Origin of the sequence: Amycolatopsis sp. 195334CR (assembly GCF_017309385.1) — a bacterium.
GTDB lineage: Bacteria > Actinomycetota > Actinomycetes > Mycobacteriales > Pseudonocardiaceae > Amycolatopsis.
Window position 1 is genome coordinate 72,632 of the sequence record NZ_JAFJMJ010000004.1, and the last position, 24,022, is coordinate 96,653.

Annotated in this window: 28 protein-coding genes; 15 read left to right on the plus strand and 13 right to left on the minus strand. The window is 71.6% G+C overall.

Annotation, left to right across the window (positions count from 1 at the left end; translation table 11 throughout):
* Nucleotides 1–107 precede the first annotated feature (107 nt).
* Nucleotides 108–1,316, plus strand: a complete 1,209-nt coding sequence (locus tag JYK18_RS44115; protein ID WP_206810188.1) for an aromatic acid/H+ symport family MFS transporter — start codon at nucleotides 108–110, stop codon at nucleotides 1,314–1,316.
* Here the strand turns inward: JYK18_RS44115 and JYK18_RS44120 are convergent.
* Nucleotides 1,301–1,909 carry a flavodoxin family protein gene (locus JYK18_RS44120; RefSeq protein ID WP_206810190.1) on the minus strand — a complete coding sequence of 203 codons (609 nt, stop codon included), beginning with the start codon at nucleotides 1,907–1,909 and terminating at the stop codon, nucleotides 1,301–1,303. The genes JYK18_RS44115 and JYK18_RS44120 overlap by 16 nt on opposite strands.
* A 41-nt stretch (nucleotides 1,910–1,950) precedes the next feature.
* Between JYK18_RS44120 and JYK18_RS44125 the strand changes: the two genes are divergently transcribed.
* Nucleotides 1,951–2,808, plus strand: a complete 858-nt coding sequence (locus JYK18_RS44125; RefSeq protein ID WP_206810192.1) for an SDR family oxidoreductase — start codon at nucleotides 1,951–1,953, stop codon at nucleotides 2,806–2,808.
* A gap of 22 nt (nucleotides 2,809–2,830) precedes the next feature.
* Here the strand turns inward: JYK18_RS44125 and JYK18_RS44130 are convergent, their stop codons facing one another.
* The 3 genes from JYK18_RS44130 to JYK18_RS44140 all read right to left on the minus strand — a co-directional run bounded on the left by JYK18_RS44130 (nucleotide 2,831) and on the right by JYK18_RS44140 (nucleotide 5,591).
* Entirely contained in the window at nucleotides 2,831–3,232 is a 402-nt protein-coding gene (locus JYK18_RS44130; RefSeq protein WP_206810195.1) for a DUF4383 domain-containing protein, read from the minus strand.
* A complete protein-coding gene (locus JYK18_RS44135) occupies nucleotides 3,229–3,489 on the minus strand; it encodes a hypothetical protein (RefSeq protein ID WP_206810197.1) in 261 nt (86 codons plus the stop codon). Before JYK18_RS44135 ends, JYK18_RS44130 begins: the two co-directional genes overlap by 4 nt.
* A gap of 77 nt (nucleotides 3,490–3,566) precedes the next feature.
* Nucleotides 3,567–5,591 (minus strand): CocE/NonD family hydrolase, encoded by a 2,025-nt coding sequence (locus JYK18_RS44140; protein ID WP_206810198.1) that lies wholly within the window; start codon nucleotides 5,589–5,591, stop codon nucleotides 3,567–3,569.
* Nucleotides 5,592–5,666: 75 nt separating this feature from the next.
* On the opposite strand from JYK18_RS44140, the gene JYK18_RS44145 reads away from it, so the two are divergent.
* The 3 genes from JYK18_RS44145 to JYK18_RS44155 are packed head-to-tail and all read left to right on the plus strand — an operon-like array spanning nucleotide 5,667 to nucleotide 9,176.
* Nucleotides 5,667–7,175 (plus strand): FAD-dependent oxidoreductase, encoded by a 1,509-nt coding sequence (locus JYK18_RS44145; RefSeq protein ID WP_206810199.1) that lies wholly within the window; start codon nucleotides 5,667–5,669, stop codon nucleotides 7,173–7,175.
* Between the two features lie 4 nt (nucleotides 7,176–7,179).
* Nucleotides 7,180–8,430 carry a sodium:proton antiporter gene (locus JYK18_RS44150; protein ID WP_206810200.1) on the plus strand — a complete coding sequence of 417 codons (1,251 nt, stop codon included), beginning with the start codon at nucleotides 7,180–7,182 and terminating at the stop codon, nucleotides 8,428–8,430.
* Nucleotides 8,431–8,462: 32 nt separating this feature from the next.
* The gene (locus JYK18_RS44155; RefSeq protein ID WP_206810201.1) at nucleotides 8,463–9,176 is read left to right on the plus strand and encodes an SDR family oxidoreductase; all 714 of its coding nucleotides are present in this window, start codon (nucleotides 8,463–8,465) and stop codon (nucleotides 9,174–9,176) included.
* Here the strand turns inward: JYK18_RS44155 and JYK18_RS44160 are convergent.
* From JYK18_RS44160 to JYK18_RS44170, 3 genes are read right to left on the minus strand one after another with little or no spacing between them, the layout of a single operon-like run.
* Nucleotides 9,173–9,754, minus strand: a complete 582-nt coding sequence (locus tag JYK18_RS44160; RefSeq protein WP_206810202.1) for a methyltransferase — start codon at nucleotides 9,752–9,754, stop codon at nucleotides 9,173–9,175. The two genes, JYK18_RS44155 and JYK18_RS44160, sit on opposite strands and share 4 nt — an antisense overlap.
* Before the next feature lie 41 nt (nucleotides 9,755–9,795).
* Nucleotides 9,796–10,584, minus strand: a complete 789-nt coding sequence (locus JYK18_RS44165; protein WP_206810204.1) for a SigB/SigF/SigG family RNA polymerase sigma factor — start codon at nucleotides 10,582–10,584, stop codon at nucleotides 9,796–9,798.
* Nucleotides 10,581–11,006, minus strand: coding sequence for an ATP-binding protein (locus JYK18_RS44170; protein ID WP_206810206.1), 426 nt, complete (start codon nucleotides 11,004–11,006; stop codon nucleotides 10,581–10,583). Before JYK18_RS44170 ends, JYK18_RS44165 begins: the two co-directional genes overlap by 4 nt.
* A gap of 124 nt (nucleotides 11,007–11,130) precedes the next feature.
* Between JYK18_RS44170 and JYK18_RS44175 the strand changes: the two genes are divergently transcribed.
* Together JYK18_RS44175 and JYK18_RS44180 are read left to right on the plus strand one after the other, a co-directional pair.
* Nucleotides 11,131–12,156, plus strand: a complete 1,026-nt coding sequence (locus JYK18_RS44175) for a Ppx/GppA phosphatase family protein (protein WP_206810208.1) — start codon at nucleotides 11,131–11,133, stop codon at nucleotides 12,154–12,156.
* Nucleotides 12,157–12,173: 17 nt separating this feature from the next.
* The gene (locus JYK18_RS44180) at nucleotides 12,174–12,794 is read left to right on the plus strand and encodes a phosphoribosyltransferase family protein (protein ID WP_307796355.1); all 621 of its coding nucleotides are present in this window, start codon (nucleotides 12,174–12,176) and stop codon (nucleotides 12,792–12,794) included.
* A gap of 20 nt (nucleotides 12,795–12,814) precedes the next feature.
* Here JYK18_RS44180 and JYK18_RS44185 read toward each other — a convergent pair whose 3' ends face one another.
* Nucleotides 12,815–13,288 carry a TspO/MBR family protein gene (locus JYK18_RS44185; protein ID WP_206810210.1) on the minus strand — a complete coding sequence of 158 codons (474 nt, stop codon included), beginning with the start codon at nucleotides 13,286–13,288 and terminating at the stop codon, nucleotides 12,815–12,817.
* A 30-nt stretch (nucleotides 13,289–13,318) separates the two neighbouring features.
* Between JYK18_RS44185 and JYK18_RS44190 the strand changes: the two genes are divergently transcribed.
* Entirely contained in the window at nucleotides 13,319–13,822 is a 504-nt protein-coding gene (locus tag JYK18_RS44190; RefSeq protein ID WP_206810212.1) for an SRPBCC family protein, read from the plus strand.
* On the opposite strand, the gene JYK18_RS44195 is transcribed toward JYK18_RS44190, so the two are convergent.
* Genes JYK18_RS44195 through JYK18_RS44210 form a run of 4 tightly spaced genes read right to left on the minus strand, consistent with a single transcriptional unit; the run spans nucleotide 13,800 to nucleotide 17,918 of the window.
* Entirely contained in the window at nucleotides 13,800–15,839 is a 2,040-nt protein-coding gene (locus tag JYK18_RS44195) for a xanthine dehydrogenase family protein molybdopterin-binding subunit (RefSeq protein ID WP_206810215.1), read from the minus strand. The two genes, JYK18_RS44190 and JYK18_RS44195, sit on opposite strands and share 23 nt — an antisense overlap.
* The gene (locus JYK18_RS44200) at nucleotides 15,836–16,834 is read right to left on the minus strand and encodes a xanthine dehydrogenase family protein subunit M (protein WP_206810217.1); all 999 of its coding nucleotides are present in this window, start codon (nucleotides 16,832–16,834) and stop codon (nucleotides 15,836–15,838) included. Before JYK18_RS44200 ends, JYK18_RS44195 begins: the two co-directional genes overlap by 4 nt.
* Before the next feature lie 2 nt (nucleotides 16,835–16,836).
* Nucleotides 16,837–17,340, minus strand: a complete 504-nt coding sequence (locus JYK18_RS44205) for a (2Fe-2S)-binding protein (protein WP_206810219.1) — start codon at nucleotides 17,338–17,340, stop codon at nucleotides 16,837–16,839.
* Entirely contained in the window at nucleotides 17,340–17,918 is a 579-nt protein-coding gene (locus tag JYK18_RS44210; RefSeq protein ID WP_206810220.1) for a type 1 glutamine amidotransferase domain-containing protein, read from the minus strand. The genes JYK18_RS44205 and JYK18_RS44210 overlap by 1 nt, the downstream gene beginning before the upstream one ends.
* 151 nt (nucleotides 17,919–18,069) lie before the next feature.
* On the opposite strand from JYK18_RS44210, the gene JYK18_RS44215 reads away from it, so the two are divergent.
* From JYK18_RS44215 to JYK18_RS44225, 3 genes are all read left to right on the plus strand, one after another.
* A complete protein-coding gene (locus JYK18_RS44215) occupies nucleotides 18,070–18,453 on the plus strand; it encodes a hypothetical protein (RefSeq protein WP_206810221.1) in 384 nt (127 codons plus the stop codon).
* Nucleotides 18,454–18,633: 180 nt separating this feature from the next.
* Nucleotides 18,634–19,386: a thioredoxin domain-containing protein gene (locus JYK18_RS44220; protein WP_206810222.1), complete on the plus strand. Its 753-nt coding sequence runs from the start codon at nucleotides 18,634–18,636 to the stop codon at nucleotides 19,384–19,386.
* Nucleotides 19,386–19,928, plus strand: a complete 543-nt coding sequence (locus JYK18_RS44225) for a vitamin K epoxide reductase family protein (protein ID WP_206810223.1) — start codon at nucleotides 19,386–19,388, stop codon at nucleotides 19,926–19,928. The genes JYK18_RS44220 and JYK18_RS44225 overlap by 1 nt, the downstream gene beginning before the upstream one ends.
* On the opposite strand, the gene JYK18_RS44230 is transcribed toward JYK18_RS44225, so the two are convergent.
* Complete coding sequence (locus JYK18_RS44230; RefSeq protein ID WP_206810224.1) at nucleotides 19,925–20,386, minus strand: MarR family winged helix-turn-helix transcriptional regulator; 462 nt, start codon at nucleotides 20,384–20,386, stop codon at nucleotides 19,925–19,927. The two genes, JYK18_RS44225 and JYK18_RS44230, sit on opposite strands and share 4 nt — an antisense overlap.
* Before the next feature lie 59 nt (nucleotides 20,387–20,445).
* Between JYK18_RS44230 and JYK18_RS44235 the strand changes: the two genes are divergently transcribed.
* The 4 genes from JYK18_RS44235 to JYK18_RS44250 all read left to right on the plus strand — a co-directional run bounded on the left by JYK18_RS44235 (nucleotide 20,446) and on the right by JYK18_RS44250 (nucleotide 23,966).
* Entirely contained in the window at nucleotides 20,446–21,483 is a 1,038-nt protein-coding gene (locus tag JYK18_RS44235; protein ID WP_206810225.1) for an LLM class flavin-dependent oxidoreductase, read from the plus strand.
* Between the two features lie 156 nt (nucleotides 21,484–21,639).
* On the plus strand, nucleotides 21,640–22,230 hold the full coding sequence (locus JYK18_RS44240) for a DUF742 domain-containing protein (RefSeq protein ID WP_206810226.1): 591 nt from the start codon (nucleotides 21,640–21,642) through the stop codon (nucleotides 22,228–22,230).
* A gap of 45 nt (nucleotides 22,231–22,275) precedes the next feature.
* The gene (locus JYK18_RS44245) at nucleotides 22,276–23,358 is read left to right on the plus strand and encodes a low specificity L-threonine aldolase (RefSeq protein ID WP_206810227.1); all 1,083 of its coding nucleotides are present in this window, start codon (nucleotides 22,276–22,278) and stop codon (nucleotides 23,356–23,358) included.
* Nucleotides 23,355–23,966 (plus strand): GntR family transcriptional regulator, encoded by a 612-nt coding sequence (locus tag JYK18_RS44250; RefSeq protein ID WP_206810229.1) that lies wholly within the window; start codon nucleotides 23,355–23,357, stop codon nucleotides 23,964–23,966. Before JYK18_RS44245 ends, JYK18_RS44250 begins: the two co-directional genes overlap by 4 nt.
* The last annotated feature ends 56 nt before the right edge of the window (nucleotides 23,967–24,022 follow it).

Sequence of the window (24,022 nt, forward strand, 5' to 3'; positions counted from 1 at the left end):
CGGATGCCGGTGGCGGTCGGCGACCTGTCGGTGTTCAACGCGGCCCTTGCCTGGATGTTCGGACTGTGCATACTTGTGCGCATACCGAACGAGGCAAGGAGGCTTCGATGACCGCTGAGCTGTCCGCCGACTCAGCCGTGGAGCACCGCCGGTGGGTGGTCCCGCTCGCCTGGACCGCCGTCCTGCTCGACGGCTTCGACCTGGTGGTGCTCGGCACCGTGCTGCCGGTCCTGCTGCGCGACCACGTCTGGGACATCACGCCGGCGTCGGCGGCCGCGGTGTCGACCGCGGGCCTGGTCGGCATGACGCTCGGCGCGCTGGCGATCGGCACCGTCACCGACGTGATCGGGCGGCGCAAGGCGCTGATCTTCGCGGTCGCGCTGTTCTCCGCGTGCACGCTGCTGTGCGCGCTCGCGCCGTCGATGTGGGTGTTCGGCCTGCTGCGCTTCGTCGCCGGCCTGGGCCTGGGCGGCTGCCTGCCCACGGCGATCGCGCTGGTCACCGAGCACGCCAGGGCGGGCCGCGCGGGCAGCGCCACCACCACCCTGATGACCGGCTACCACGTGGGCGCGGTGCTCACCGCGCTGCTGGGCATCTGGCTGATCCCGCTGCTGGGGTGGCGGTCGATGTTCGTGGCGGGCGCGCTGCCCGCGCTGGTGCTGGTACCGCTGATGGTCCGGTTCCTGCCGGAGTCCGCCGCCTTCGAGCGCACGCGGCCCGCCGAGACGGTCGCGGGCCTGTTCCGCGGCGGCGTGCTGCGGTCCACGCTGGCGTTCTGGGTGACCTCGTTCATGGGCCTGCTGCTGGTGTACGGGCTGAACACCTGGCTGCCGGAGATCATGCGGCAGGCCGGGTACCCGCTCGGCGCCGCGCTCGGGCTGCTGCTGACGCTGAACCTCGGGGGAGTGGCCGGCCTGGTCGTGGCCGGGCGGGTCGCCGACCGGGTGGGCGTACGGGGTTCCGCCATCGGCTGGTTCGCCGGGGCGGCGGTGTTCCTCGCCCTGCTGAGCGTGAAACTGCCCGGGCCCGCGCTGTACGTGGCGGTGTTCCTCACCGGCGGGTTCGTGTTCAGCGCGCAGGTGCTGGTCTACGCCTACGTCGGGCGCACCTACGGCGACGCGTTCCGGGCCACCGGCCTCGGCTGGGCCGCCGGGATCGGACGGCTGGGCGCCATCTCGGGCCCGCTGGTCGGCGGCGCCCTGCTGAGCGCGGGAATCGCGTACCCGTGGGGTTTCTACGCCTTCGCCGCGGTCGGGGTGCTGGGCGCGCTGGCCATCTCGGCGGCGGCCGGTGCCCGCGGTCAGGACGCGGGATAGGGGTGCGTCCGCAGGTGCTTGGCGAGGTGGACGGCGTTGCGGGCGAGCGTGGCGTTCGTCGAGGCGACCGCCTTCGGGGTCTCGTCGAGGTCGTTGTAGTCGCCGGGCGTCATCGCCTCGCCGTTCCAGTAGGTGCCGCCCTGGGCGGGCACGGTGAAGCCGGTGTCGTTGAGCGCCTGGAACAGGTCGGCGGTGATCTTGTGCGCGCCGTCCTCGTTGCCGACCACCGCGGTCACCGCGACCTTGCCGAACATCAGCGGGCGGCCCTCGTCGTCCGTTTCGGACAGTTCGGCGTCCAGTCGCTCCAGCACCCGCTGCGCCACGCTGGACATGTGGCCGACCCAGGTCGGTGACGCCAGCACCAGGATGTCCGCGCCGAGCACCTTGTCGCGAATGGACGGCCACTCGTCGCCGTCGCCCATGTCCTTCTCGGTGCCGGGCCGGACGTCGTGGTCGACCACGCGGATCGACTCGCCGTCGACCCCGTGCCCGCGCAGTTCGTCCAGCAACTGCGTGGCGATCAGCTCGGTGCTCGACGGGGCCGGGGACGGCTTGAGGCTGCAGGTCAGTGCCACTGCTCGTAGTGCGGTCATGCGGACCGGTTACCCCGCCTGCCACGGGGTAACCGGTCGGCATGAGCAAAGAGCACAACCAGCCCCCGCAAGGACAGCGACCGCCGGGTGACACCGGGGACATGCGGCCGGAGCCCCGCGACGAAATGGCCGGCTACCAGGGCCGTGAGCTGCTGGCCGGCCGCCGCGCGCTGATCACCGGTGGTGACTCCGGCATCGGCCGCGCGGTCGCGGTGGCCTTCGCGAAGGAGGGCGCCGACGTCGCGATCGCCTACCTGGAGGAGGACGAGGACGCCAAGCACACCGCGGAACTCGTCCGCGCCGAAGGGCGCCGCTGCGAACTGCTGCCCGGTGATCTCGCCGAGGCCGCGCAGTGCTCGCGGGTGGTGGAGCGGACCGTGGAAGCGCTGGGCGGACTGGACATCCTGGTGAACAACGTGGCCACCCAGTGGCCGGTCGACTCGCCGGAGGAACTGACCGAGCAGCAGTGGATGCGCACCTTCGACGTCAACATCCACAGCTACTTCCGGGTCACCGCCGCCGCCCTGCCGCACCTCGGCGAAGGCGACGTCATCATCAACACCGGTTCGGTCAACGGCCTGCGCGGCAACAAGTCCCTGATCGACTACTCGGCCACCAAGGGGGCCGTGCACGCCTGGACCTACTCGATGGCGCAGGCGCTGGCGGACAAGGGGATCCGGATCAACTGCGTGGCGCCGGGTCCGGTGTGGACACCGCTGATCCCGTCCACCTTCGACGAGGAGAAGGTGGCGGAGTTCGGGCAGCAGGTGCCCTACCAGCGGGCGGCGCAGCCGGACGAGATCGCGCCGTCGTTCGTGTTCTTCGCGTCGAACCGGTTGTCCTCGTACTACACGGGCGAGGTGCTGGCCCCGCTCGGCGGCGAGACGACGCCGGGATGAGGCAGCGGGTGCCCCCGAGCGCTCACGTGCGCTCGGGGGTGCGGCGGGAGCTGAGCCACATCGCCAGCCCGGCCAGTGCGGTCAGGCCGTGGAGCCAGTTGGCCGCCCAGTTCAGGTTCAGCACGTTGCCGGGCGTGTCCGCGCTGCTGGCCAGCACGCCGAACGCGGTCATGCCGATGAACACCACGAACAGCCCGATGCCGTAGATCCGGGCACCGGCCGCCCGGGTGGCCGCGGCCAGGCCGAGCAGGCCGACCGCCACGTGCAGCACGTTCTGCACGGAACTCACGCTGAAGATCCACACCGTGTTCTCGGCACCGGGCCCGATCTGCCCGGGGTGCTCGGCCACGGTGAAGCCGAGCACGCCGAGCAGCAGGTAGATCAGCCCGATGGCGAGTGCCGCGAGCCTGACCACGGTGGTCACACCACCGGGTTCAGGCCGCGGCCGACGGCTGATGCCAGGAAGCACCAGCCACGCGACACCGACAAGCAGGGCAGGTGCCGATCGCGCAACCGCTTCATCGCGCTCGACGACCGGGTTTGCGCGGTCTGGTCGACCACCGCGCACGCGGCCCCGTCATCGGAACTCTCCACGGCCTCGATGCCGTGCCGGTCGGCCCACTCGGAGAGTTCGCGCAGTGCGGGCGAGTTGCCGAGGTAAACCACCTTGAGCGTGTCCATTGTTCTCACTCCCCAAAACCTTTGCTCCTCAAGGGGTAACCGCTGCGACGAGGGTGAAACCCCTGATGAGCATCGGGTCACACCAGGTCGCGGGGGATCACGCGGTGCCAGTTCCGGGAGAACACGCGGTGGTCGCCTTCGTAGCCGTCCAACTCGGCGTGCAGGATGAACTCGGTGGGCGTGCAGGTCAGCACGGTGTGGGTCTCCGTGCGCGACTCCCACTCACCCCGCGCGAAGGTCATCGTCCACGCCGTCTCCCCGCGGGCCGACGAGAAGTCGTCGGCGAGCCAGCTGTAGCGCTCGTACGCCCGCCTGGCCACCCGCAGGTCGATGTCCTCGAAGTAGTCCTCACCGCTGTCCTTGACGATCTCCAGCGCCGACTCGTAGTCCACCAGGTCACGGCTGACCGTCCACCGCTGCTCCCCGGGCCGCAGCTGGGTCACCGTCAGCGGCGGCGCGCCCTCCGGCTCGTCGAACGGCCGCAGCGGCAGCTCGTCCGGCTCGGCCACCGGCCGCACCGGCAACCGGACCGTGCTCGCCCCGGTGTACACCTTCACCCGGGTGCGGCTCGGCGGCGGCCACGCCAGCGGCCAGTACGAAGTGGACAGTGACAACCGGATGCGGTGGCCGGGCGGGAACACCTGCGCCACCCCGTTCATTTCCACCGACACCCGGTACCGCCGCCCCGGCTCCAGCGGTTCGGGCGTCTCGTGCCCGTTCCGGTGGGTCAGGTTCAGCAGCCCGTAGGTGACCCGGGTGGCCCGGCCGTCGGGGTAGACGTCGGACAGCCGGACGGCGACCATCGCCACCGGCTCGCTCGCCTCCACCTCAAGCTCCACGCTGGGCGCACCCAGGATCTCGCAGCGCTCGGTCAGCGGATCGGTCTCGAACACGAGCGAACCGCCGTCCTCCTCGCGCTGGTCGTACGGCAGGTCCGGCGGGGCGTTGTAGGAAGCCCACTTCCCGGAGAACTGCCCGACCGACAGCGGTGACTCGATCTCCAGGCCACGCTCGGTGACCTCTTCGCCCGGCCGGGCGATCCGGTGTGCGTCGAGTGAGTGGACCGACGGCTCGATGTGCGGGGACGGCCAGCTCGGCTCACCGACCCAGCGGCCGGGCCGGGTCTCGTACGCGGTCGACGGCGGCACGCTGTCCTGCATCCACACGCGCAGCATCGGCTCGTCCATCACGTCGTTCTCGCGCCCCGCCAGCCAGTGGTCCCACCAGCGGACCACCTCCTGCAGGTACCCGATGGCCGGGCCGGGCGCGCCGAGGTGCGGGTACTTGTGCGACCACGGCCCGATCAGCCCCTTGCGCGGCACGTCGAGGTGGCGCATCAGCCGGAACACGCCGTTGGAGTACCCGTCGGCCCAGCCGCTGGAGGCCAGCACCGGGCACTGGACGTCGCTGTAGTTCTCGCACACCGACGCGTGCCGCCAGTAGTCGTCGCGCCGCTGGTGCGAGAGCCAGTTCTCGATCCACAGGCCGCTGTCCTCCAGGCGTTCCCGCCACATCTCGCGCCAGCGGTCGCCGACCAGCGCCGGGTCCGGCGGCAGCGTCGAGTAGGCGAACATGGTGGACGCCTCGGCGAGGTTGTCCGAGAGCAGGCAGCCGCCCATGTAGTGCATGTCGTCGCCGTAGCGGTCGTCGGTGAACGACGAGATGACGATCGCCTTGAGGCTCGGCGGTTTCCTGGCCGCGACCTGCAGCGCGGCGAAGCCACCCCAGGAAATGCCCATCATGCCGGTGCTCCCGGTGCACCAGGGCTGGTCGGCGATCCAGGCCAGCGCCTCCTCGGCGTCGAGCTGCTCCTGTTCGAGGTACTCGTCGGTGAGCACCCCGTCGGACTCGCCGGAACCGCGGATGTCCACCCGCACGCAGGCGTACCCGTGCCCGGCGAGGTACGGGTGGTGGATGGCGTCGCGGCCGGCGGTCAGATCCCGTTTCCGGTAGGGGATGTACTCCAGGATCCCGGGCACCGGGTGCTCGGCCGAATCGGCCGGGCGCCAGATCCGCGCGGCCAGGCGCTGCCCGTCCGGCAGCGGGATCCAGACGTTCTCCTCCTCGATGATCTGCTTCGGCAGTTGGGTCACCGTACGCATCCCTCGACGGTAACGCCGGTTTCGGCGGGCCGCAGGGCTCGGGTTTGATCTGGGGCGCGCGGGTATCCGGGAGCCATGGACGCACCCAGCTTGCCCGCACCGCTGTCGGTGTGGATGGACTCCACCGCCGGTCCGGACCGAGGCGGGAACGCGCTGCCCGGTGCGGTCGAGGTGGTGGTGATCGGCGCCGGGATCGCCGGGCTGACCACCGCCTACGCGCTCGCGCGCGACGGGCGGTCGGTGCTGGTGGTGGACTCGGGACCGGTCGGCGGCGGGGTTTCCGGCCACACCACGGCGAAGCTGACCGCGCAGCACGCGGAGAAGTACGCCTCGCTGCGGGAGCACAAGGGGCCGGAGGCCGCCGCGCAGTACGGTCAGGACCAGAGCGCCGCGGTCGACTGGATCGAGCGCACCTCGGCGGAACTGGGCGTCGACTGCGGGTTCACCCGCACCGACAGCTACGTTTACACCACCGAAACCCGGCGCGTGACCGATCTGCGGGCCGAAGCCGCCGCGGCCGCCGACGCCGGGCTGCCCGCGGAGTTCGTCGAGCAGATCGCGCTGGACGTACCCGCGGCCGGGGCGGTGCGCTTCGCCGGCCAGGCGCGCTTCCACCCCAGGCGGTGGCTGCTCGGCCTCGCTTCCGCGATCGAGGCGCTGGGCGGGCAGGTCTCCGAGAACGCCAGGGTGGTGCGCGTCGACGAGCGGCCGGTGCCGGTGGTGCACACCGAACGCGGCAAGGTCCGGGCCGAGGAGGTGGTGATCGCCACCCACTACCCGGTGCTGGACCGGGGTTTCTACTTCGCCAGGCTCGACCCGGTGCGGGACCTGGTGGTCGCCGGGCCGGTCGCCGGGAACCCCGCCGACGGCATGTTCCTCGACGCCGACACCCACCACTCCGTGCGTTACCTCGACCACAACGGCGAACGGCTGGCCATCGTCGGCGGTGAGCACTACCGCACCGGCGAGGAGGTCGACGTCGAAGCCCGGTACGCGCGGCTGGCCGAATGGGCGGGCAGGCACGCGGGCGTGACCGGGGTGACCCACCGCTGGTCCGCGCACGATCTGTCCACTCTGGACTCGGTGCCCTACGTCGGCCGCTACCACCCGGTTTCGCGGCACCTGTGGGTGGCGACCGGCTTCGGCCAGTGGGGGATGAGCGGCGGCACCGCCGCCGGGCTGCTGCTGGCCGACCTGATCGCCGGCCGCGAGAACCCGGGCGCCTGGCTGTACCACCCGGAGCGCTTCGACCTGCGGTCCGGGGTTTCCCTGGCCCGCAACAACTTCACCGTGGCCAAGCACCTGGTCGGCGACCACCTGCGCGCGGTCGGCGCGGACGCCGAGTTCGCCACCCTGGGGCTGGGGGAGGCCCGGGTGGCCACCTCGGGTGCCTCGGTGGTCGCCGCCTACCGCGACAGCGAGGGCGTGCTGCACCGCCGCAGCGCCCACTGCACGCACCTCGGCTGCGTGGTCGCCTTCAACAACGCCGAGAAGACCTGGGACTGCCCGTGCCACGCCTCGCGGTTCGGCGTCGACGGTTCGGTCATCCAGGGCCCGGCCACCCGGCCGCTGCCGGAGGCCTGAGCCCGTGGAGCTGCTGCTGGGCCTGGCCGGTCTGCTCGCGCTGGCCGCGGCCCTGCTGCCGAAGCTGACCAGCAACCGGCCGCTGTCCATGCCGCTGGTGCTGTTGCTGCTCGGCGTGGTGGTCGGCCTGCTGCCGCTGCCCGCGCCCTACGGGCAGGTGTGGGCGAACCCGGTGCCGCACCTGGGCGCGTTGCAGGTGATCACCGAGTTCGGCCTGATCATCGCGCTGGTCGGGGCCGGGCTGAACAGCGACCGGGTGCTCGGCTGGCGGTCGTGGAACTCCACCTGGCGGCTGCTGCTGGTGGCCATGCCGTTGTTCATCGGCGTGGTTTTCCTGCTGGGGCAGTGGTTGCTGGCGCTGCCGGTGGCCGCGGCGCTGGCGCTGGCCGCCGCGCTCGCGCCGACCGACCCGGTGCTGGCCTCGGACGTCGGGGTGCCCGAACCCCACGCCGGTTCGGAACTGGCCGCGGGCAACGAAGTGCGGTTCACCCTGACCACCGAGGCTGGGCTCAACGACGGCCTGGCGATGCCGTTCGTGATGCTGGCCGTCCTGCTCGCCGGTGGCCTGCCGGGGCCGGGGAAGCTCGCTGTCGAACTGCTGCTGCCGCTGCCGGTCGGGGTGGCCGTCGGGGTGGCGATCGGGCTGCTGCTCGGCAGGCTGATCTTCCGCGCCGAGTCCGACCAGGTGCGGTTGTCCGAGTACTCGGACGGCATGGTGGTGCTGGCCATGGCGTTCCTGCCGTTCGCCGCGGCGGAACTGCTGCAGGGCAACGGTTTCCTCGCCGTGTTCGCGGCCGCGGTGACCCTGCGGGCACGGGAGCGCTCGCACGGTTACCACGCCGTGCTGCACGAGTTCGGTGACCAGCTGGAACGGTTGTTCGTCGCGGTCGCGCTGCTGGGCCTCGGCGTGGCGATCGGGGACGGGCTGCTGTCCGGCCTGCGCCCGCTGGAATTCGTGCTGGCCGCGGTGGCGGTTTTTGTGGTGCGCCCGCTCACCGGCCTGCTCTCGCTGTTCGGCGCACCGCCGGGCCGTCGTGGTGCGGCGGCCATCTCGTTCTTCGGCGTGCGTGGGATCGGGACGCTGTTCTACGTCACCTACGCGCTCGCGCACGGTGACTTCCCGCTGCCGGACGTGATCTGGCGGGTGGCCGCGCTGGCCGTGGCGCTGTCGGTGGTGGTGCACGGCATCACCGCGGAACCGGCGATGCGGCGGCTCGAACGCCTCGGCGCGCAGGGCAGGCGTGGGACCGCTTGACACCCGCTCGCCCGCGTCACCAGGATGACGCCGTGCCCACAGCGATCGTCACCGGGAGTTCCCGCGGCATCGGCCGCGCCATCGCCGAACGGCTCGCCGCGGACGGCGCGAAGGTGGTGGTCAACTACCGCAGTGACGGCGATGCGGCCGCGAAGGTGGTCCGGGCGATCGAAGAACGCGGTGGCGAGGCGGTCGCCGTGCAGGCCGACGTCACCGACCTCGCGCAGCTGCGAAGCCTGTTCGACACCGCCGGCGAGGTCGACGTCTTCGTCAGCAACGTGGGCGTGGCCCGGTTCGGCCCGCTCGCCGAAGTGACCGACGAGCAGTACGACTTCCTCTTCGAGACCAACACGCGCTCGACCTTCTACGCCCTGCGGGAGGCGGCGCGCCGGGTGCGCGACCACGGCCGGATCGTGGTGATCTCCAGCGCCGTGGTGGTGACGAACCGGCCGGGCACCGCGCTCTACGCGGCCACGAAGGCGGCGGGGGACCAGCTGGTCAAGGTCGCGGCGAAGGAACTCGGCGCACGCGGGATCACGGTCAACAGCGTGCTGCCGGGCGCGGTGCACACCGACGCGCTCGCCGCCGACGGACCGCCGGGCGTGGTGGAACGCACCATCGGGCAGGTGCCGCTGGGCCGCATCGCGGAACCCTCGGACATCGCCGACATCGTCGGCTTCCTCGCCTCGCACGACGGCCGCTGGATCACCGGCCAGACCCTGCACGCGGGCGGCGGGCAGTTCTAAGCCGCGCAGCCGCTGCGGTCGGCGCGGATCACCAGCAGTTCCTCGAAGTCCTGGCCGGGTTCGAGCAGGCCGGTCCGTTCCAGGTAACGCCGGTGTCCACTGAGGACCGGGTCGAACGGCTGCAGCCGGCTGGCCACCACGCTCGCGCGCAGCCGCTGCCGCCGCAGTTCCTCCAGCGTGGCCTCCGGATCGCAGAGCGAGGAGTGCACCATCAGCAGGGTGCCCTGGCGCGCCAGGAGATCACGGGCCCGCGCGCACAGCGGATCCAGGTACCGCCGCCCGTCCGGGCCCGGCACGTACGGGGGATTCGCCAGCACGACGTCGAACCGGCCGGGCGAACCCCGCCCGGCCGGATCTCCGCGGAACGCGCGCACCGGCAGCCGCCGCAGCGAACCGTGCACGCGGGCGCTGAGCACCGCGCGGCGGCAGCGTTCGATGGTCACCACCTCGGCCACCCGGCCGCGGGCGGCGGCGGCCGCGCCGGTGCCGAGGTCGAGCACGCGGGCACCCGGCCGGAACCGGGTTTCGGCCAGTGCGCCGGAGAGCAGGCGCGCGTCGGTCCTTCGCAGAGTTCGCACCCCGGTCCTGTACCACCGGGGCGCGAACTCAAACCCGTCCACTATGGATCGGTCAGCAGTTTCCCCCGGAGTCGTTCCAGTGTCTGGGAAAGCAGCCGCGAGACGTGCATCTGCGAGATGCCGAGGCGGTCGGCGATCTGCGTCTGCGTCATGTTGCCGAAGAACCGCAGCCGCAGGATGGTGCGCTCGCGTTCGGGCAGTTCGGCCAGCAGCGGCCGCAGCGCCGCGTGGTTCTCCACCGCCTCCAGGTCGGAGTCCTCCTCACCGAGCGTCTCGGCCAGCGGCAGCCGCTCGCTGTCCGAGCTGACCGGCTTGTCCACCGACACCGCCTGGTAGGCGTTGCCCGCGATCAGCCCTTCGCGCACCTCTTCGGGATCCATCCCGAGCTTCTCGGCGATCTCCGACGGGGTCGGCGCGCGGCCGAGCGTCTGCGCCAGTTCGCCGGTGGCGTGGCTGATCTGCAGGTGCAGCTCCTTGAGCCGCCGCGGTACCCGCACCGACCAGCTGCTGTCGCGGAAGTAGCGCCGGACCTCGCCCATCACCGTCGGCACGGCGAAGGACAGGAACTCCGATCCGCGGGCCGCGTCGAAGCGGTCCACCGCGTTGATCAGCCCGAGCCGGGCGACCTGGAGCAGGTCGTCGAAGGTCTCGCCGCGCCCGGAGAACCGGCGCGCGATGTGCTCGGCGACCGGGAGGAACTCGGTCACCAGGCGATCGCGCAGCTCGTCGCGCTTGCGATCGCCTTCGGGAAGCGCGGCCAGCTCGGCGAACAGCGGCACGCAGTGCGCGTACTGCTCACCCCTGGACTTGGAAGCCGGTTCCCTGCTCACCCGCGACCAGTCCTCGCCGCCATCACCAGGTCGATGGTCACCACCCGGCCGCCCTGCTCGGTCACCCGGTAGGAGGCGGAATCGGTCACGGTCTTCACCACGTGCCAGCCGAACCCGTCGGTCTCGGGCACGGCCTGGTCGGCGGTCGGCGCGGACACCGACACCGACAGCTCCCCGGCGGAGAGCCGGTAGCGGCAGCTCACGCTGCTCCCCACGTCGGCGTGGTGGACCAGCCAGGACGCGACCTCGTCCACCGCGATCTTGAAGTCGGCGATCGAGTCGAGGTCGAAGTCCTCCTTGGTGGCCACCGCCTCGGCCAGCATCCGCAGCAGCGGCAGGTGCTCCAGCCGGGCGGGCACGCTGAGTTCGACGTGCTCGGTGAGCAGGGCGTCGATCTGCCCGCTCAGATCAATCTCGGCCATCGTCGTACTCCCCATGGTGGATCGCCGTTGCCATGACTTGGGGAGTACCCGCCGGGGTGCCCGGCACACACGCGATTTCCGTGTGCGCTGTGTAACGCTCCACCCGGCCGGGTACCCGGGATGGATGAAATTGGGTGTGCTGGACATCGGGTCGAACTGCGCCCAGCTCCAGATCGTGGACGCGACGCCGGGGGCGCCGCCGCTTCCCGCGCTGGCCATCAAGGAGCCGACGCGCCTGGCCGAGGAACTCGAGGACGGGGCGCTGAGCGAGGCCGGGACCGAGCGGGTCGTCCACGCGGTCTGCCAGGCGATGGTCGCGGCGCGCCAGAACCACGTGGAGGAGCTGTTCGTCTACGCGACCTCCGCCATCCGCGACGCGTCGAACCGCGACTCGGTGCTCGACCGGATCGAAGCCGAGGCCGGGATCCGGCCGCAGTTCCTCACCGGCGAGGACGAGGCGCGGCTCACCTACGCCGCCGCCCACCGGTGGTACGGCTGGGCAGCCGGGCGCATCCTCCTGCTCGACATCGGCGGTGGCTCGCTGGAGATCGCGCTGGGCCGCGATGCCAAGCCCGAGCTGGCGCTGTCCCTCCCGCTCGGCGCGGGCAGGCTGACCAGGGCGTTCCTGCCGGACGACCCGCCGAGCCGCGCTCAGCTGCGCGACCTGCGCCGGCACGTGCGCTCCACCCTGCGCGAGATCTCGGATCGACTGCGCTGGGAAGGTCACCCCGCGCGGGTGGTGGCCACCTCGAAGACGTTCAAGCAGCTGGCGCGCGTGTGCGGGGCGGCGCCGCAGCGCAAGGGCCCGTTCGTGCACCGGGAGCTCCAGGCCGCGGACCTGCGGAGACTGGTCCCCGAACTGGCTGCGAGACCGGCGGCGAAGCGCGCGAAGCTGCGCGGGATCTCGGCGGGCCGGGCGGGCCAGATCGTGGCCGGTGCGGTGGTGGCCGAGCAGGCGATGAAGGCCTTCGACCTGCGGTCGGTGGAGCTGTGCCCGTGGGCGCTGCGGGAGGGCGTGATCCTGCGGTACCTGGCCGGGCTGCCGGACCAGGTGCCGGACCTGCACCTGCAGCCGGTCCGCGGGGCCGCGCGCCCGGACGACGCGGTGCCGCTGAGACCGGTGGCGGACAGCGCGTTGCCGACATCCTGACCGGTGAGGAGGTCCTTGTGTTCACCGATCGCCGGGACGCCGGACGGCAACTGGCCGCACGGCTGACCGGTCCCTGGCAGGAGCCGCTGGTGCTGGGCCTGGCGCGCGGCGGCGTACCGGTGGCGGCGGTGGTCGCCGCCGGGCTCGACGCCCCGCTGGAGGTGGCGGTGGCACGCAAGATCGGCGCGCCCGGCCAGCCGGAGTGGGGGATCGGCGCGGTGACCGCCGAGGGGCCGCCGATCTACGACGCCGCCAGCACGTCACGCCTGGGCCTGACCGCCCAGCAGTTGGCGGAGCTGTGCGAACCGGAACGCACCGAAGCCGCCCGGCGGGTGGAGTTGTACGAAGACGGCCGGACACCCGCCTCCCGCGTGGGCCGGGACGTGATCGTGGTGGACGATGGCCTGGCCACCGGCGTCACCGCGATCGCCGCGCTGCGGGCCGCTCGCGCGGAAGCCCCGCGCTCCCTCACGTTCGCGGCTCCCGTGGGCGCCCCGGAAGCCGTCGAACGGGTGCGGCGGGAAGCCGATGAGGTGGTCTGCGTGGAGGCCCCGCGCGACTTCACCGCCGTCGGCCGCTGGTACGAGGACTTCGACCAAACCAGCGACACCGAGGTCATCCGGTTGCTGAAGTCCTGACGCCACACGCCGCCCCGTCCTCAATTCAGGATCACGATCGACACGGTCAGCGCCGACGCGTAAAGAATCCACACCAGATACGGCACCTGCAACCACGCCGCCAGCCGAGACCGTCGCCAGAACAGGATGATCGAAGCGACCACCGCCACGTCCAGCAGCACGATGTCCACCAGCGCCAGCTCATACGCCCCAGCCGCGAAGAACAACGGCGTCCAGGCGAGGTTGAGCACCAATCCGACCCCGTAAACCCCGAGCCCGCGCCGATCGCCGCCCGCGCGCCAGTACAGCCATCCCGAAACCGCGATCATCGCGTACAGCACCGTCCAAACCGGACCGAACAGCCACGGCGGCGGCGCCCAGCCCGGCAACTCCAGCGACTCGTACACCGAACGCGCGTTCATCGAGGACAGCGCCCCCGCCACGGCCACCACCGCCACGGCCGCGACGAAGCCGGCGAGGGCGAGCGGGGCGCGAGGGCTCGCGGTGGTCGTCATCGAAGCACTCCCGGGTGAGAAGATGAATACGTGCGCAACGCGGAAACCTCCTGCGATCTGGTCATCGACGCCGAACCCCACCGGGTGTGGCGGCAGGTCGCGGACATCACCGCGCCCGCCCGCTTCAGCCCCGAACTCCAGCGCGTGCGCTGGCTCGACGCCACCACCCCGGCCCCCGGTGCGCGGTTCGAGGGGTACAACGAGAACAAGGTGCTCGGCACCTGGCGCACCATCGCCACCATCGTCGAGTGCGACGAGCCACGCGCCTTCGCCTGGACCGTCGCCGATCCCGACGGCCGGTTCGGCGAGGTCACCGGCGACCCCATGGCAACCTGGCGCTTCGACCTCGAAGACACCGGCAACGGCGTGCGGCTGATCCACTCGGTGCGGATCGGACCCGCGCGCTCCGGCCTCAGCCTGGCCATCGACCGGTTCCCGGACCAGGCGGACGCCTTCCTCCGCCACCGCCTCGCCGACCTGCGCACCGGCATGCTCGAAACCCTGCGCGGCATCAAAACCCTCGCGGAGCGCTGACCAGCAGCTTGTCCAGGGTGACCGGCAGGTCCCGCACCCGCACCCCGGTCGCCCGGTGCACCGCGTTCACCACGGCCGCCGCCGCGCCCACGATGCCGATCTCCCCGACTCCCTTGGCGCCCATGGCGTTCACGTGCGGGTCGTGCTCGTCGAGCCACTCCGCGGTGATCTGCCCGGCGTCGGCGTTGGCCGCCACGTGGTACTCGGCGAGGTCGTGGTTGACCACGTGCCCGAACCGCGGATCGAGCACGCTCTGCTCGTGCAGCGCCATCGACAACCCCATGGTCATGCCGCCGACCAGCTGGGACCGCGTGGTGCGCGGGTTGATCACCCGGCCGACCGCGAACACCCCGTGCATCCGGGGCACCCGCACCTCACCGGTGTCGGCGTGCACCCGCGCCTCGACGAACTGCGCGCCGAACGCGGACATCGCGAAGTGCTCCTCCTCGGGGTTCTCGCTCACCGACCCCTCGGCCTCGTCGCCGTCGGCCGGATCGGTGCCGAACTTCTCCCGGAACACCGCCGCCGCGTCGAGCACCGCCGAACCCCAGGTGATCATCCCCGAGGAACCACCGGCCACCGACGCGTGCGGGTAGTCGGTGTCGCCGATGCGCACCTCGACCTCGTCCACCGGCACGCCGAGCGCGTCCGCGGCGATCTGCGGCAGCGTGGTCCAGGTACCGGTACCGAGATCGGCCGCGCCGATGTCGACGGTGTAGCGGCCGCCGGCGAACCGGATCACCGCGGTCGACTCCGGCATCCGGTTCACCGGGTACACCGACGCCGCCACGCCGCAGCCGACCAGCCAGCGGCCGTCACGCCGGGGACCGCGGTCCGCCCAGCCGAACCGCTCGGCGCCGGTGCGCAGGCACTCGGCCAGGTTCCGGCTGGAGAACGGCTTGCCGGACTCCGGGTCCTCGGCCGGATCGTTGACCAGGCGCAGCTCGATCGGATCCATGCCCAGCCGATCGGCCAGTTCGTCCATCGCCACCTCGGGACCGAACATGCCCGGGCACTCACCCGGCGCCCGCATCCACGAGGTCACCGGCACGTCGAGCGCGGCCAGCCGGTGCGCGATCCGCCGGTTCGGCGCCGCGTACATGGTCCGGGACGGTTTCCCGCTCTCCTCGGCGAACTCCTTGACCTTCGAGGTCTGCTCGGCCACGTCGAACGCGATCGCGGACAGCCGCCCGTCCCGGCCGGCGGCCAGCCGGGTGCGCTGGATGGTCGGGGTGCGGTACCCGGTCAGCGAGAACATCTGCTGCCGTGTCACCGCGAGCTTGACCGGCCTGCCCGGCAGCGCCCTGGCGGCCATCGCGGCCAGCACCACGTTGGCGTGCGGCATGCCCTTCGACCCGAACCCACCGCCGACGTACGGGCAGACCACCCGGATCCGCGAGGTGTCGAGCCCGAAGACCTCGGCCACCGAGGACCGCGTCGGGTGCACGCCCTGCGTGGATTCCCACAGCGTCAGCGTGCCGTCCTGCCACAGCGCGGTCGTGGCGTGCGGTTCCATCGGGTTGTTGTGGTACATCGCGGTCGTGTACGTCTGGTCGACCACGAACTCCGCTTCCGCGAAGGCCGATTCCACATCACCGGTGGTGTCGGCGTCGTACGAACCGTCGGCCGTCAGCTCCGTCTCGTGGTCCTCTTCGGCATAGGAGACCTCGACCAGATCCGCCGCCTGCCGCGCGATTTCCGAGGTTTCCGCGACCACGCAGCCGATCAGCTGGCCCCGGAACGCGACCTCGGCCGACTGCAGCACGGCCAGTTCACCGTCCTCTGTGGACGCAAGCCGCTCGGCATTGGCCTCGGTGAGCACGGTGAGCACACCGGGCAGCGCCGCGGCCGCGGTGGTGTCCAGGCGCGTCACGCGCCCGCGGGCGATGGTGGCCTGGACGGGGTGGCAGTAGGCGGGGTGCTCGACCGCGGTCTCGTAGGCGTAGGTGGCGGTTCCGGTGACCTTCGCGGGCCCGTCGCGGCGGGCCAGGTCCAGTCCGATCGAGCGCGGGGTCACTTCGCCTCCCGGGTGAGGTCGCGCAGCGTGGCGGCCAAGGTGTTGGCCAGCAACGGGATCTTGAACCCGTTCCCGCCGTCGATCCCGTCGACCGCGACGGCACCGGCGAGTTCCGCTTCGGCGGCTTCGCGATAGGTGGCTTCGGTGGCCGGGGCGTCCAGCAGCACTTCCTCGGCCCGGCTCGCGCGCCACGGCTTGTGCGCCACCCCGCCGAACGCGATCCGGGAATCACGCACGATCCCGCTCTCCACCCGCAGCGCGGCCGCCACGGAAACCAGCGCGAACGCGTACGACGCGCGGTCGCGGACCTTGCGGTACGCCGAATTCCGCGCGATCGGCACCTCCGGCAGATCGATCGCGGTGATCAGTTCACCGTGCTCGAGCACGGTGTCCCGATCGGGCCGGTCGCCGGGCAACCGGTGCAGGTCCCCGAAACCGAGGGTGCGTTCGCCGTCCGGCCCGAGCACCTGGACCTCCGCGTCGAGCGCGGTGAGCGCGACCGCGAGATCGGACGGGTGCGTGGCGATGCACTCCGGCGAGGCGCCGAGCACGGCGTGGTGCCGGGTGTACCCGCCGATCGCCGAGCAACCGCTGCCGGGCGACCGCTTGTTGCACGGCGTGGTGACGTCCTGGAAGTACACGCAGCGCGTGCGCTGCAAGGGGTTCCCGCCGGTGGTGGCCATGTTCCGCAGTTGCCCGGACGCACCGGCGAGCAGCGCCTGCGCGAGCACCGGGTACCGCTCGCGGACCCGGCGGTCGGCGGCCAGGTCGCTGTTGCGCACGGCCGCGCCGATCCGGAGACCCCCGTTGTGGTCGGTGATTTCCGCGGACGTCAGCGAAGTCACGTCGACCACCAGGCCCGGCGTGCGCACGCCCAGCTTCAGGTGGTCGACCAGGTTGGTGCCGCCGCCGAGGAAGACCGCGGACGGATCGGCGGCCACCGTCCGCACGGCCGTGGCGGCGTCGCCGGGACGGCGGTAGTCGAAGGGTTCCATGCCTATCCGGCCGCCTCCTCGATCGCGGCGACGATCCCCGGGTACGCACCGCAGCGGCACAGGTTGCCGCTCATCCGCTCGGCGATCTCCGCGCGGCTCGGGGTGGGGGAGGAGGCCACGTCGGTGGTCGCGTGGCTCGGCCAGCCCCGGTCGAGTTCGTCGAGCACCCCGACGGCCGAGCAGACCTGGCCCGGGGTGCAGTACCCGCACTGGAACGCGTCGTGCTCGATGAACGCCTTCTGCACCGGGTGGAGTTCACCGGCCGGGGCCAGCCCCTTCGCCGTGGTGATCTCGGTGCCTTCGGCGGCGACGGCCAGCGTCAGGCAGCTCAGCACCCGGCGGCCGTCGGCGAGCACCGTGCACGCGCCGCACTGGCCGTGGTCGCAGCCCTTCTTCGGGCTCGGGTTGCCGAGGCGCTCGCGCAGCGCGTCGAGCAGCGTGGTGCGCGGGTCGGCGGGCAGCCGGTGGTCCTGCCCGTCGACCCGCAGCGTGATCTCGGCCGCCATCAGGCCGTGGCGCCTTCGTCGTGCACCGGGTGCTTGCCCTCGGCGAACTCCTCGACGATCTTCGCGCAGAACGCGGGCAGGTCGTCGGGGTTGCGGCTGGACACCAGCCCCCGGTCGGTGACCACTTCCTCATCGACCACGTTCGCCCCGGCGTTGCGCAGGTCGGTGCGGATGCTCGGGTACGAGGTGAGCGTGCGGCCCTTGGCCACCCCGGCCTCGATCAGCGTGATCGGCCCGTGGCAGATCACCCCGACCGGCTTGCCTGCCGCGAAGAAGTCGCGGACGAAGCCGACCGCGGCCTCGTCCATCCGCAGCTTGTCCGGGTTGATCGTGCCGCCGGGCAGGATCAGGGCGTCGAACTCGCCCGCCGAGGCGTCGGAGACCACCCGGTCCACCGGGAACCTGTCCGCCGGGTTGAGGTCGGAGTTCATCGCCTGGATCTCGCCGGAGTCGAGGGAGAGCAGGGTCACCGTCGCGCCCTCGGCCTCGACCGCCTTGCGCGGTTCGACCAATTCGACCTGCTCGACCCCGTCGGCGGCGAGCATGGCGACGGCACGTCCGGTCAGTGTGGAGCCCATTCGGGAGTCCTTTCGCGTGGTGATCTCCCGGGCGGTTACCACGGTGACCGGGCGGCAAACCTCGGCGGGCAACGGCTGCACCGACGACGGTTTCGGCTGGTGGCGGCGTGGGTACCCACCGGCGACTCCCCCGCGAGTGAGGACCGAGCCGATGGATACGACGCGCGGCGACAACCTGGGTGGCGGACTGGTCTCGCTGGCCACCCGAGCAGAAGAACTGACCCGTTGCCTCTACTACCGCACGGTGGACCCGCACGGCGGCTCCCCGGTCGGCGACGCCGAGGAGCTGAGCGTGCTGCTGGGGCACCTGCGCTCGCTCACCGACAACGTCGCCCGCACCCTGCCCGGCCTCGGCGGCTGGCTCGAAGAACGCCTGCTCGCCGGCGAACTCGGGAACGAGCGGGAGTTCGAAGCGCTCACCCAGTCGGTGGTCGAGGTCACCTCGGCACTGGCCTGCGCCCGGGAATCGGCCGCCCGCCTCGGCCGCCAGCTCGACATCGCCGAGAACGTCAGCCGCACGCTGTCCGCCTCCTGATCCGCCCGCGCCACCAGCCGGTCGTAACCCGTCCCGGGGACGACCGGCTTTTCCTCACGCGCACGTCAGGCGGGTCGCGGCAGGATGGTCCCGACCACGTTTTCCGGGGTCCGGGAACCAGCCGCGACCGGGAGACGACCAGAATGGCGGAACCAGATCGTCTCGGAAGGTGTCAGCCGGATGTCGCGCAGTACTCGGAACAGCAATCCCGTCACGGCCAAGCGGGGGCTCTCCCCGAACGTCGTGGTCACCCTGGTGATCGTGGTGGTGGCCGCGCTCGTGCTCGGCGGGATCCTGTTGTTCAGCGGCGGTGACGACGGCGAGGGCGGCGGCACCGACCAGCCCCGCGTCTCGGCCGAACTGCTGCGCAAACCGGACAGCCACACGCTGACCGAGGCCCCCGACGGCAAGGTCACCCTGGTCGAGTTCCTCGACTACCAGTGCCCGGCCTGCGCGTCGTACTACAAGAACATCACCAGCAAGATCGAGCAGGACTACGCCGGGCGGATCACCTTCGTCACGCGGAACTTCCCGCTGGAGATGCACCCGCTCGCGGTGCCCGCCGCCCAGGCCGCCGAAGCCGCCGCGCTGCAGGGCAAGTACCAGGAGATGTACCACGCGCTGTACGACAACTTCCAGCAGTGGGCGATCACCGCGGACGGCCAGAACGTCAACACCGACGAGGCCGCGGCCAAGAACCTGTTCCAGGGCTACGCCACCCAGCTCGGCCTGGACGTGGCGAAGTACCAGGCGGATCTGACCTCCCCGCCGGTGCAGGCGGCCATCGACCAGGGCCGTGCCGACGGCCAGCAGGCCGGGGTGACCAGCACGCCGACGCTGTTCGTGAACGGCATCAAGTTCGAGCCCAAGGGGGACACCTTCGGGGCGGTGGACAAGGAACTGCGCGACCTGCTCGACAAGGAACTCGGCTGATGGCGGACCGCCGCGGGCTGGCCTGGCTCTACACCGTCGGCGGCGGCATCGGGCTGCTCGCCGCCGCCGCGCTGATGCTGGAGAAGCTGGCCAAGCTCAAGGACCCGGACTACGTGCCGACCTGCTCGCTGAACCCGGTCGTCTCGTGCGGTTCAGTGATGGACAGCAGCCAGGCCGCGGCGTTCGGCTTCCCGAACCCGTTGCTGGGCATCGCCGCCTTCGCCGTGGTCACCACCACCGGCGTGGTGATGCTGGCCGGGTTCGAACCACCGCGCTGGTACCGGATCGGCATGCAGGCCGGGGCCACCTTCGGCGTGCTCTTCGTGCACTGGCTGGTCTTCGCCAGCCTGTACCAGATCCACGCGCTGTGCCCGTACTGCATGGTGGTGTGGGCGGTGACCATCCCGATCTTCTGGTATACCACGCTCGACACGGTGCGCAGCCCGCGGCTGTCCCGCTGGCACACCGCGGTGCTCGCCGCCTGGTACGCGCTGATCGCCGCGCTCATCCTCCAGGCGTTCTGGGACTACTGGACCTCCTAGCGGTCTCGCGCCAGCTTGGTGAGCATGCGGCCGAACAGTTCCCCGAGCTGGGCGGTCTCCTCGGCCGAGAGCGGGTCGAAGAAGTAGCGGCGCACGGTCGCCACGTGCTCCGGCGCGGCGGCCTCGATGGCTTCGCGGCCCGCCGCGGTGAGCCGGATCATCGAGCCGCGGGCGTCGTCCGGGCACTCCTCCCGGACGACCAGCCCGCGCTTGGTCATCCGGCTCACCTGGTGGGAGAGCCGGCTGCGCTCCCAGCCCGCCATCCGCGCCAGTTCCCGCGCGCGCAGCAGCCCGTCCGGCGCCTCGGACAGCGGCGCCAGCAGCGTGTAGTCCGCTGTGGACAGTCCGGAATCCCGTTCCAGCTGGCGTTCCTGCGCGCCCTGCAACTCCCGCTGCAGGGCGAGGTAAGCCTGCCAGACGTGCTGCTCGTCCTCGGTCAGCCAGCGCGGTTCGGTCATCGGGTCACGCTAACACGGTTTTGTTGACGCATCATCATCTCCGGCGTACGTTGGGCCGCATGGAATTGGGGATCTACAGCTTCGCCGACCGCCACCCCGACCCGCGCACCGGCGAGCAGCTGCCGGTCTCGCGGGCGCTGAAGAACACCGTCGAGCGCATCAAGCTGGCCGACGAGCTGGGGTTGGGCTTCTACGGGGTGGGCGAGCACCACCTGGAGAACTACGCCAGCTCCAACCCGGCCACCGTGCTGGCGGCCGCGGCGAGCGTCACCGGGCAGATCACCCTCAGCAGTGCGGTCACCGTGCTCAGCACCGAGGATCCGGTGCGGGTGTACCAGCAGTTCACCACGCTCGACCAGCTGAGCGAGGGCCGCGCGGAACTGCTCGCCGGCCGCGGCTCGTTCACCGAGTCCTTCCCGCTCTTCGGCGCCGAGCTCACCGACTACGACGACCTGTTCGAGGAGAAGCTCGCGCTGCTGCTGCGGATCGACCGCGAGGACCCGATCACCTGGTCGGGCCGGTTCCGGCCGCCACTGGAGAACGCGCGGGTGCTGCCCCGGCCGTACCGGCGGCGGCTGCGGGTCAGCATCGGCACCGGCGGCAACCCCGAGTCCTCGATCCGGGCCGGCCTGCTCGGCCTGCCGGTGGTCTACGCGATCATCGGCGGCCGTCCCGAGCGGTTCGCGCCGCTGGTGGACCTGTACCGGCAGGCGGGCGAGTCCGGCGGGCACACGCCGGACGAGCTGAACGTCACGATGAGCGCCATCGGCCTGATCACCCGCGACTCGCAGGACGCCAAGGAGGCGTTCTACCCGTACTGGCTGGAGACGATGAAGTACGGCGCGCGGGCCCGCGGCTGGCAGGTGCCCACGCGCGGTGAGTACGACGAGTTCGCCCGCGGTGCGCAGTCGATCTTCGCGGGCAGCCCGGACGAGGTGGCCGAGCGGCTGATCACCGTGGGCAGGCTGGTCGGTGCCGACCGGTACGCGTTGCAGATGGACTGGGCCGGGGTGCCGCACGCGCGGGTGATGACCGCGATCGAGTTGCTCGGTACCGAGGTGCTGCCGCAGGTGCGCAAGGAACTGGCCGATTCATGATCGCGCTGGGTGACGATCCACTTCGGACGCGTCACCCCGGCCCGGTCCGGTTACGCACAACCGGTGATCTCGTGCGGTAACCCACCGCCGATCTCTGGCGTTTCCGGCGCCGGCGTGGTTTGGTCGATGCCCCAAGGGCCGGACCACGGAGTTGTGATGGGTGCGCACAAGAAATCCTCGTTGTGGTCCGGCATGTCCCAGCTGTCCTTCGGCGGGTGGGGTGATTACCAGCAGTGGGCGGATCACGACTTCCAGCCCAAGCCGGTGGACGAGCCGCCACCGTCACAGCCGGTGACCGAAGCGGCCCCGCCGCCCGCGCCCGAGCCGGAACCCGAGCCCGTGCCGGTGTCCCAGCCGGAACCCGAGCCGGTCGAGGAGTTCGACGGCGGCGAGGACGCCAGGGACTACATCCGCGCCCGGCCGTACGTGCGCACCGGCGGCCGCACCGGCACCAAGCACGACCTGCGGGTCGAGGTGATGGTGAGCACCAAGCGCGGGGTCCGGCTGGACCGCGCCCGGCTCTCGCGCGACCACCTGCTGATCTGCGAGCTGTGCCGTCACCCGCTCTCGGTCGCCGAACTGGCCACGCACCTGCGCAGCCCGCTCGGCGCGGCCAGGGTGCTGATCGGGGACGCGCTCGACCTCGGCCTGCTGGAAATGCGCGCCAACCAGCAGTTGACCGCCAACGGCCGCCCGCCGATGGACCTGATGTACCGGGTGCTGGAGGGCCTGCACCGGCTCACCTGAGAAAATCGCATGCGATTTCGCTCGATCGCATGCGATCCTGGGCGCATGCACCTGAGAGACGATCCGGGGTGGCGCGCGGACACCCGGTTCCTGTCCCACCACGAGCGGCGCTCGGCCGCCGAATGGCTCGACCGGCTGCGGGAAGCACCCGGCGTGGACGCGCTGCCGGACGTCTACAACGAGGGGCCCGGGCTGCGTGAGCTGGAGACCGAGGTGGCCGGGCTGCTCGGCAAGCCCGCGGCCCGGTTCGTGCCCAAGGGCGTGATCGCGCAGCAGGCGATGCTGCGGGTGTGGACCGAGCGCAGCGGCACGCCGGCGGTCGCGCTGCACAGCCGCAGCCACCTCGAACTGGACGAGGACGGCGGTTACCAGCGGCTGCACGGGCTGGTCCCGGTGCGGCTGGGCACCTGGGACCCGTTCACCGCCGCCGAACTGGACGCGGTCGCCGAGCGGCTCGGCGTGGTGGTGGTCGAACTGCCGATCCGGCGGTCCGGGCACAAGCTGCCGTCGTGGGACGAGCTGACCGCCATTTCCGCGTGGTGCCGCGAGCGCGGGGTGCCGTTGCACTTCGACGGCGCCCGGCTCTGGGAAAGCGCGCCGTACTACGGCCGTACGCTCGCGGAGATCGCGGCGCTGGCGGATTCGGTCTACGTGTCGCTGTACAAGACCATCGGCGGTCTCGGCGGCTGCGTGCTCGCGGGGGAGCCGACGCCGATCGCCCGGACGCGGCCGTGGACCACCCGGCACGGCGGCAACCTCTACACCGTCTTCCCGTACGTGCTCGCCGCGCGTGCCGGATTGCGCGAACACCTGCCGAGAATGGCGGAATACCGCGAACGCGCGCTGAGCCTCGCCGCCGCGCTGGCGCGTGTCCCCGGGGTGCGGATCGCGCCGGAACCACCGCACACCAACGCTTTCCAGGTCTACCTGCCGGGCACGCCGGACCGGCTCACCGCGGCGAACCGGGTCCTGCTGGAACGGGAGAACGTGTGGTTGTTCGCCCACTTCACCGAAAGCCAGGTGCCCGGGCTCGCCATGGCCGAGGTCGGGGTGGGCAGTGCCACCGCCGCGTTCACCGACGACGAGGCCGCCGCCCTGCTCGCGCGGCTGCTCGACGAGGCGCGATGACGCGGGACGAACTCGAAGCGTTGCTGCGCACCAGGATCCTGGCCGCGGAGATCGCGCCGGGGGAGCGGATCAACGAAAGCGCGGTCGCGGCGGAACTCGGGGTCAGCCGCACGCCGGTGCGGGAAGCGTTGCTGCGTATGGAAGGTGGTGGCCTGGTCCGGTTCGAGCGCGGCCGCGGTTTCCTCGCCGCACCGCTCGACGCCGCGCAGGTGCGCCAGACCTATCCGATCATCGCGCACCTCGAAGAGCTGGCGGTGACCGGGGCCGGGCCCGCTTTGCGTGGCCTGGCACCGGAACTCGCCGAGACCAACACCGCGTTCGCCGCCGCGGGCACGGCCGCCGAAGCACACGAACTCGACGCGGAGTTCCACCGGATCCTGGTTTCCCGCTGCGGGAACCGGCGGCTGATCGGCCTGATCGGCGACCTGTGGCTCGACATCCGCCGGTACGAGCACGTCTACTTCACCGCTGACGGTGACCGCCACCGGTCCGCCGCCCGGCACGCGGCGATCGTCGAGGCGGTGGCCGCCGGTGAGGTCGCCGTCGCGGCGCGGGCCGTCGCGGACAACACCACGGAGTCGATGCACCTTCTGCTCGACCGGCTGTGAAAGCGCTTCCCCTGATCGGCCTATTCGAAAGTTTCGAATAGGCCGATCGGCTATTC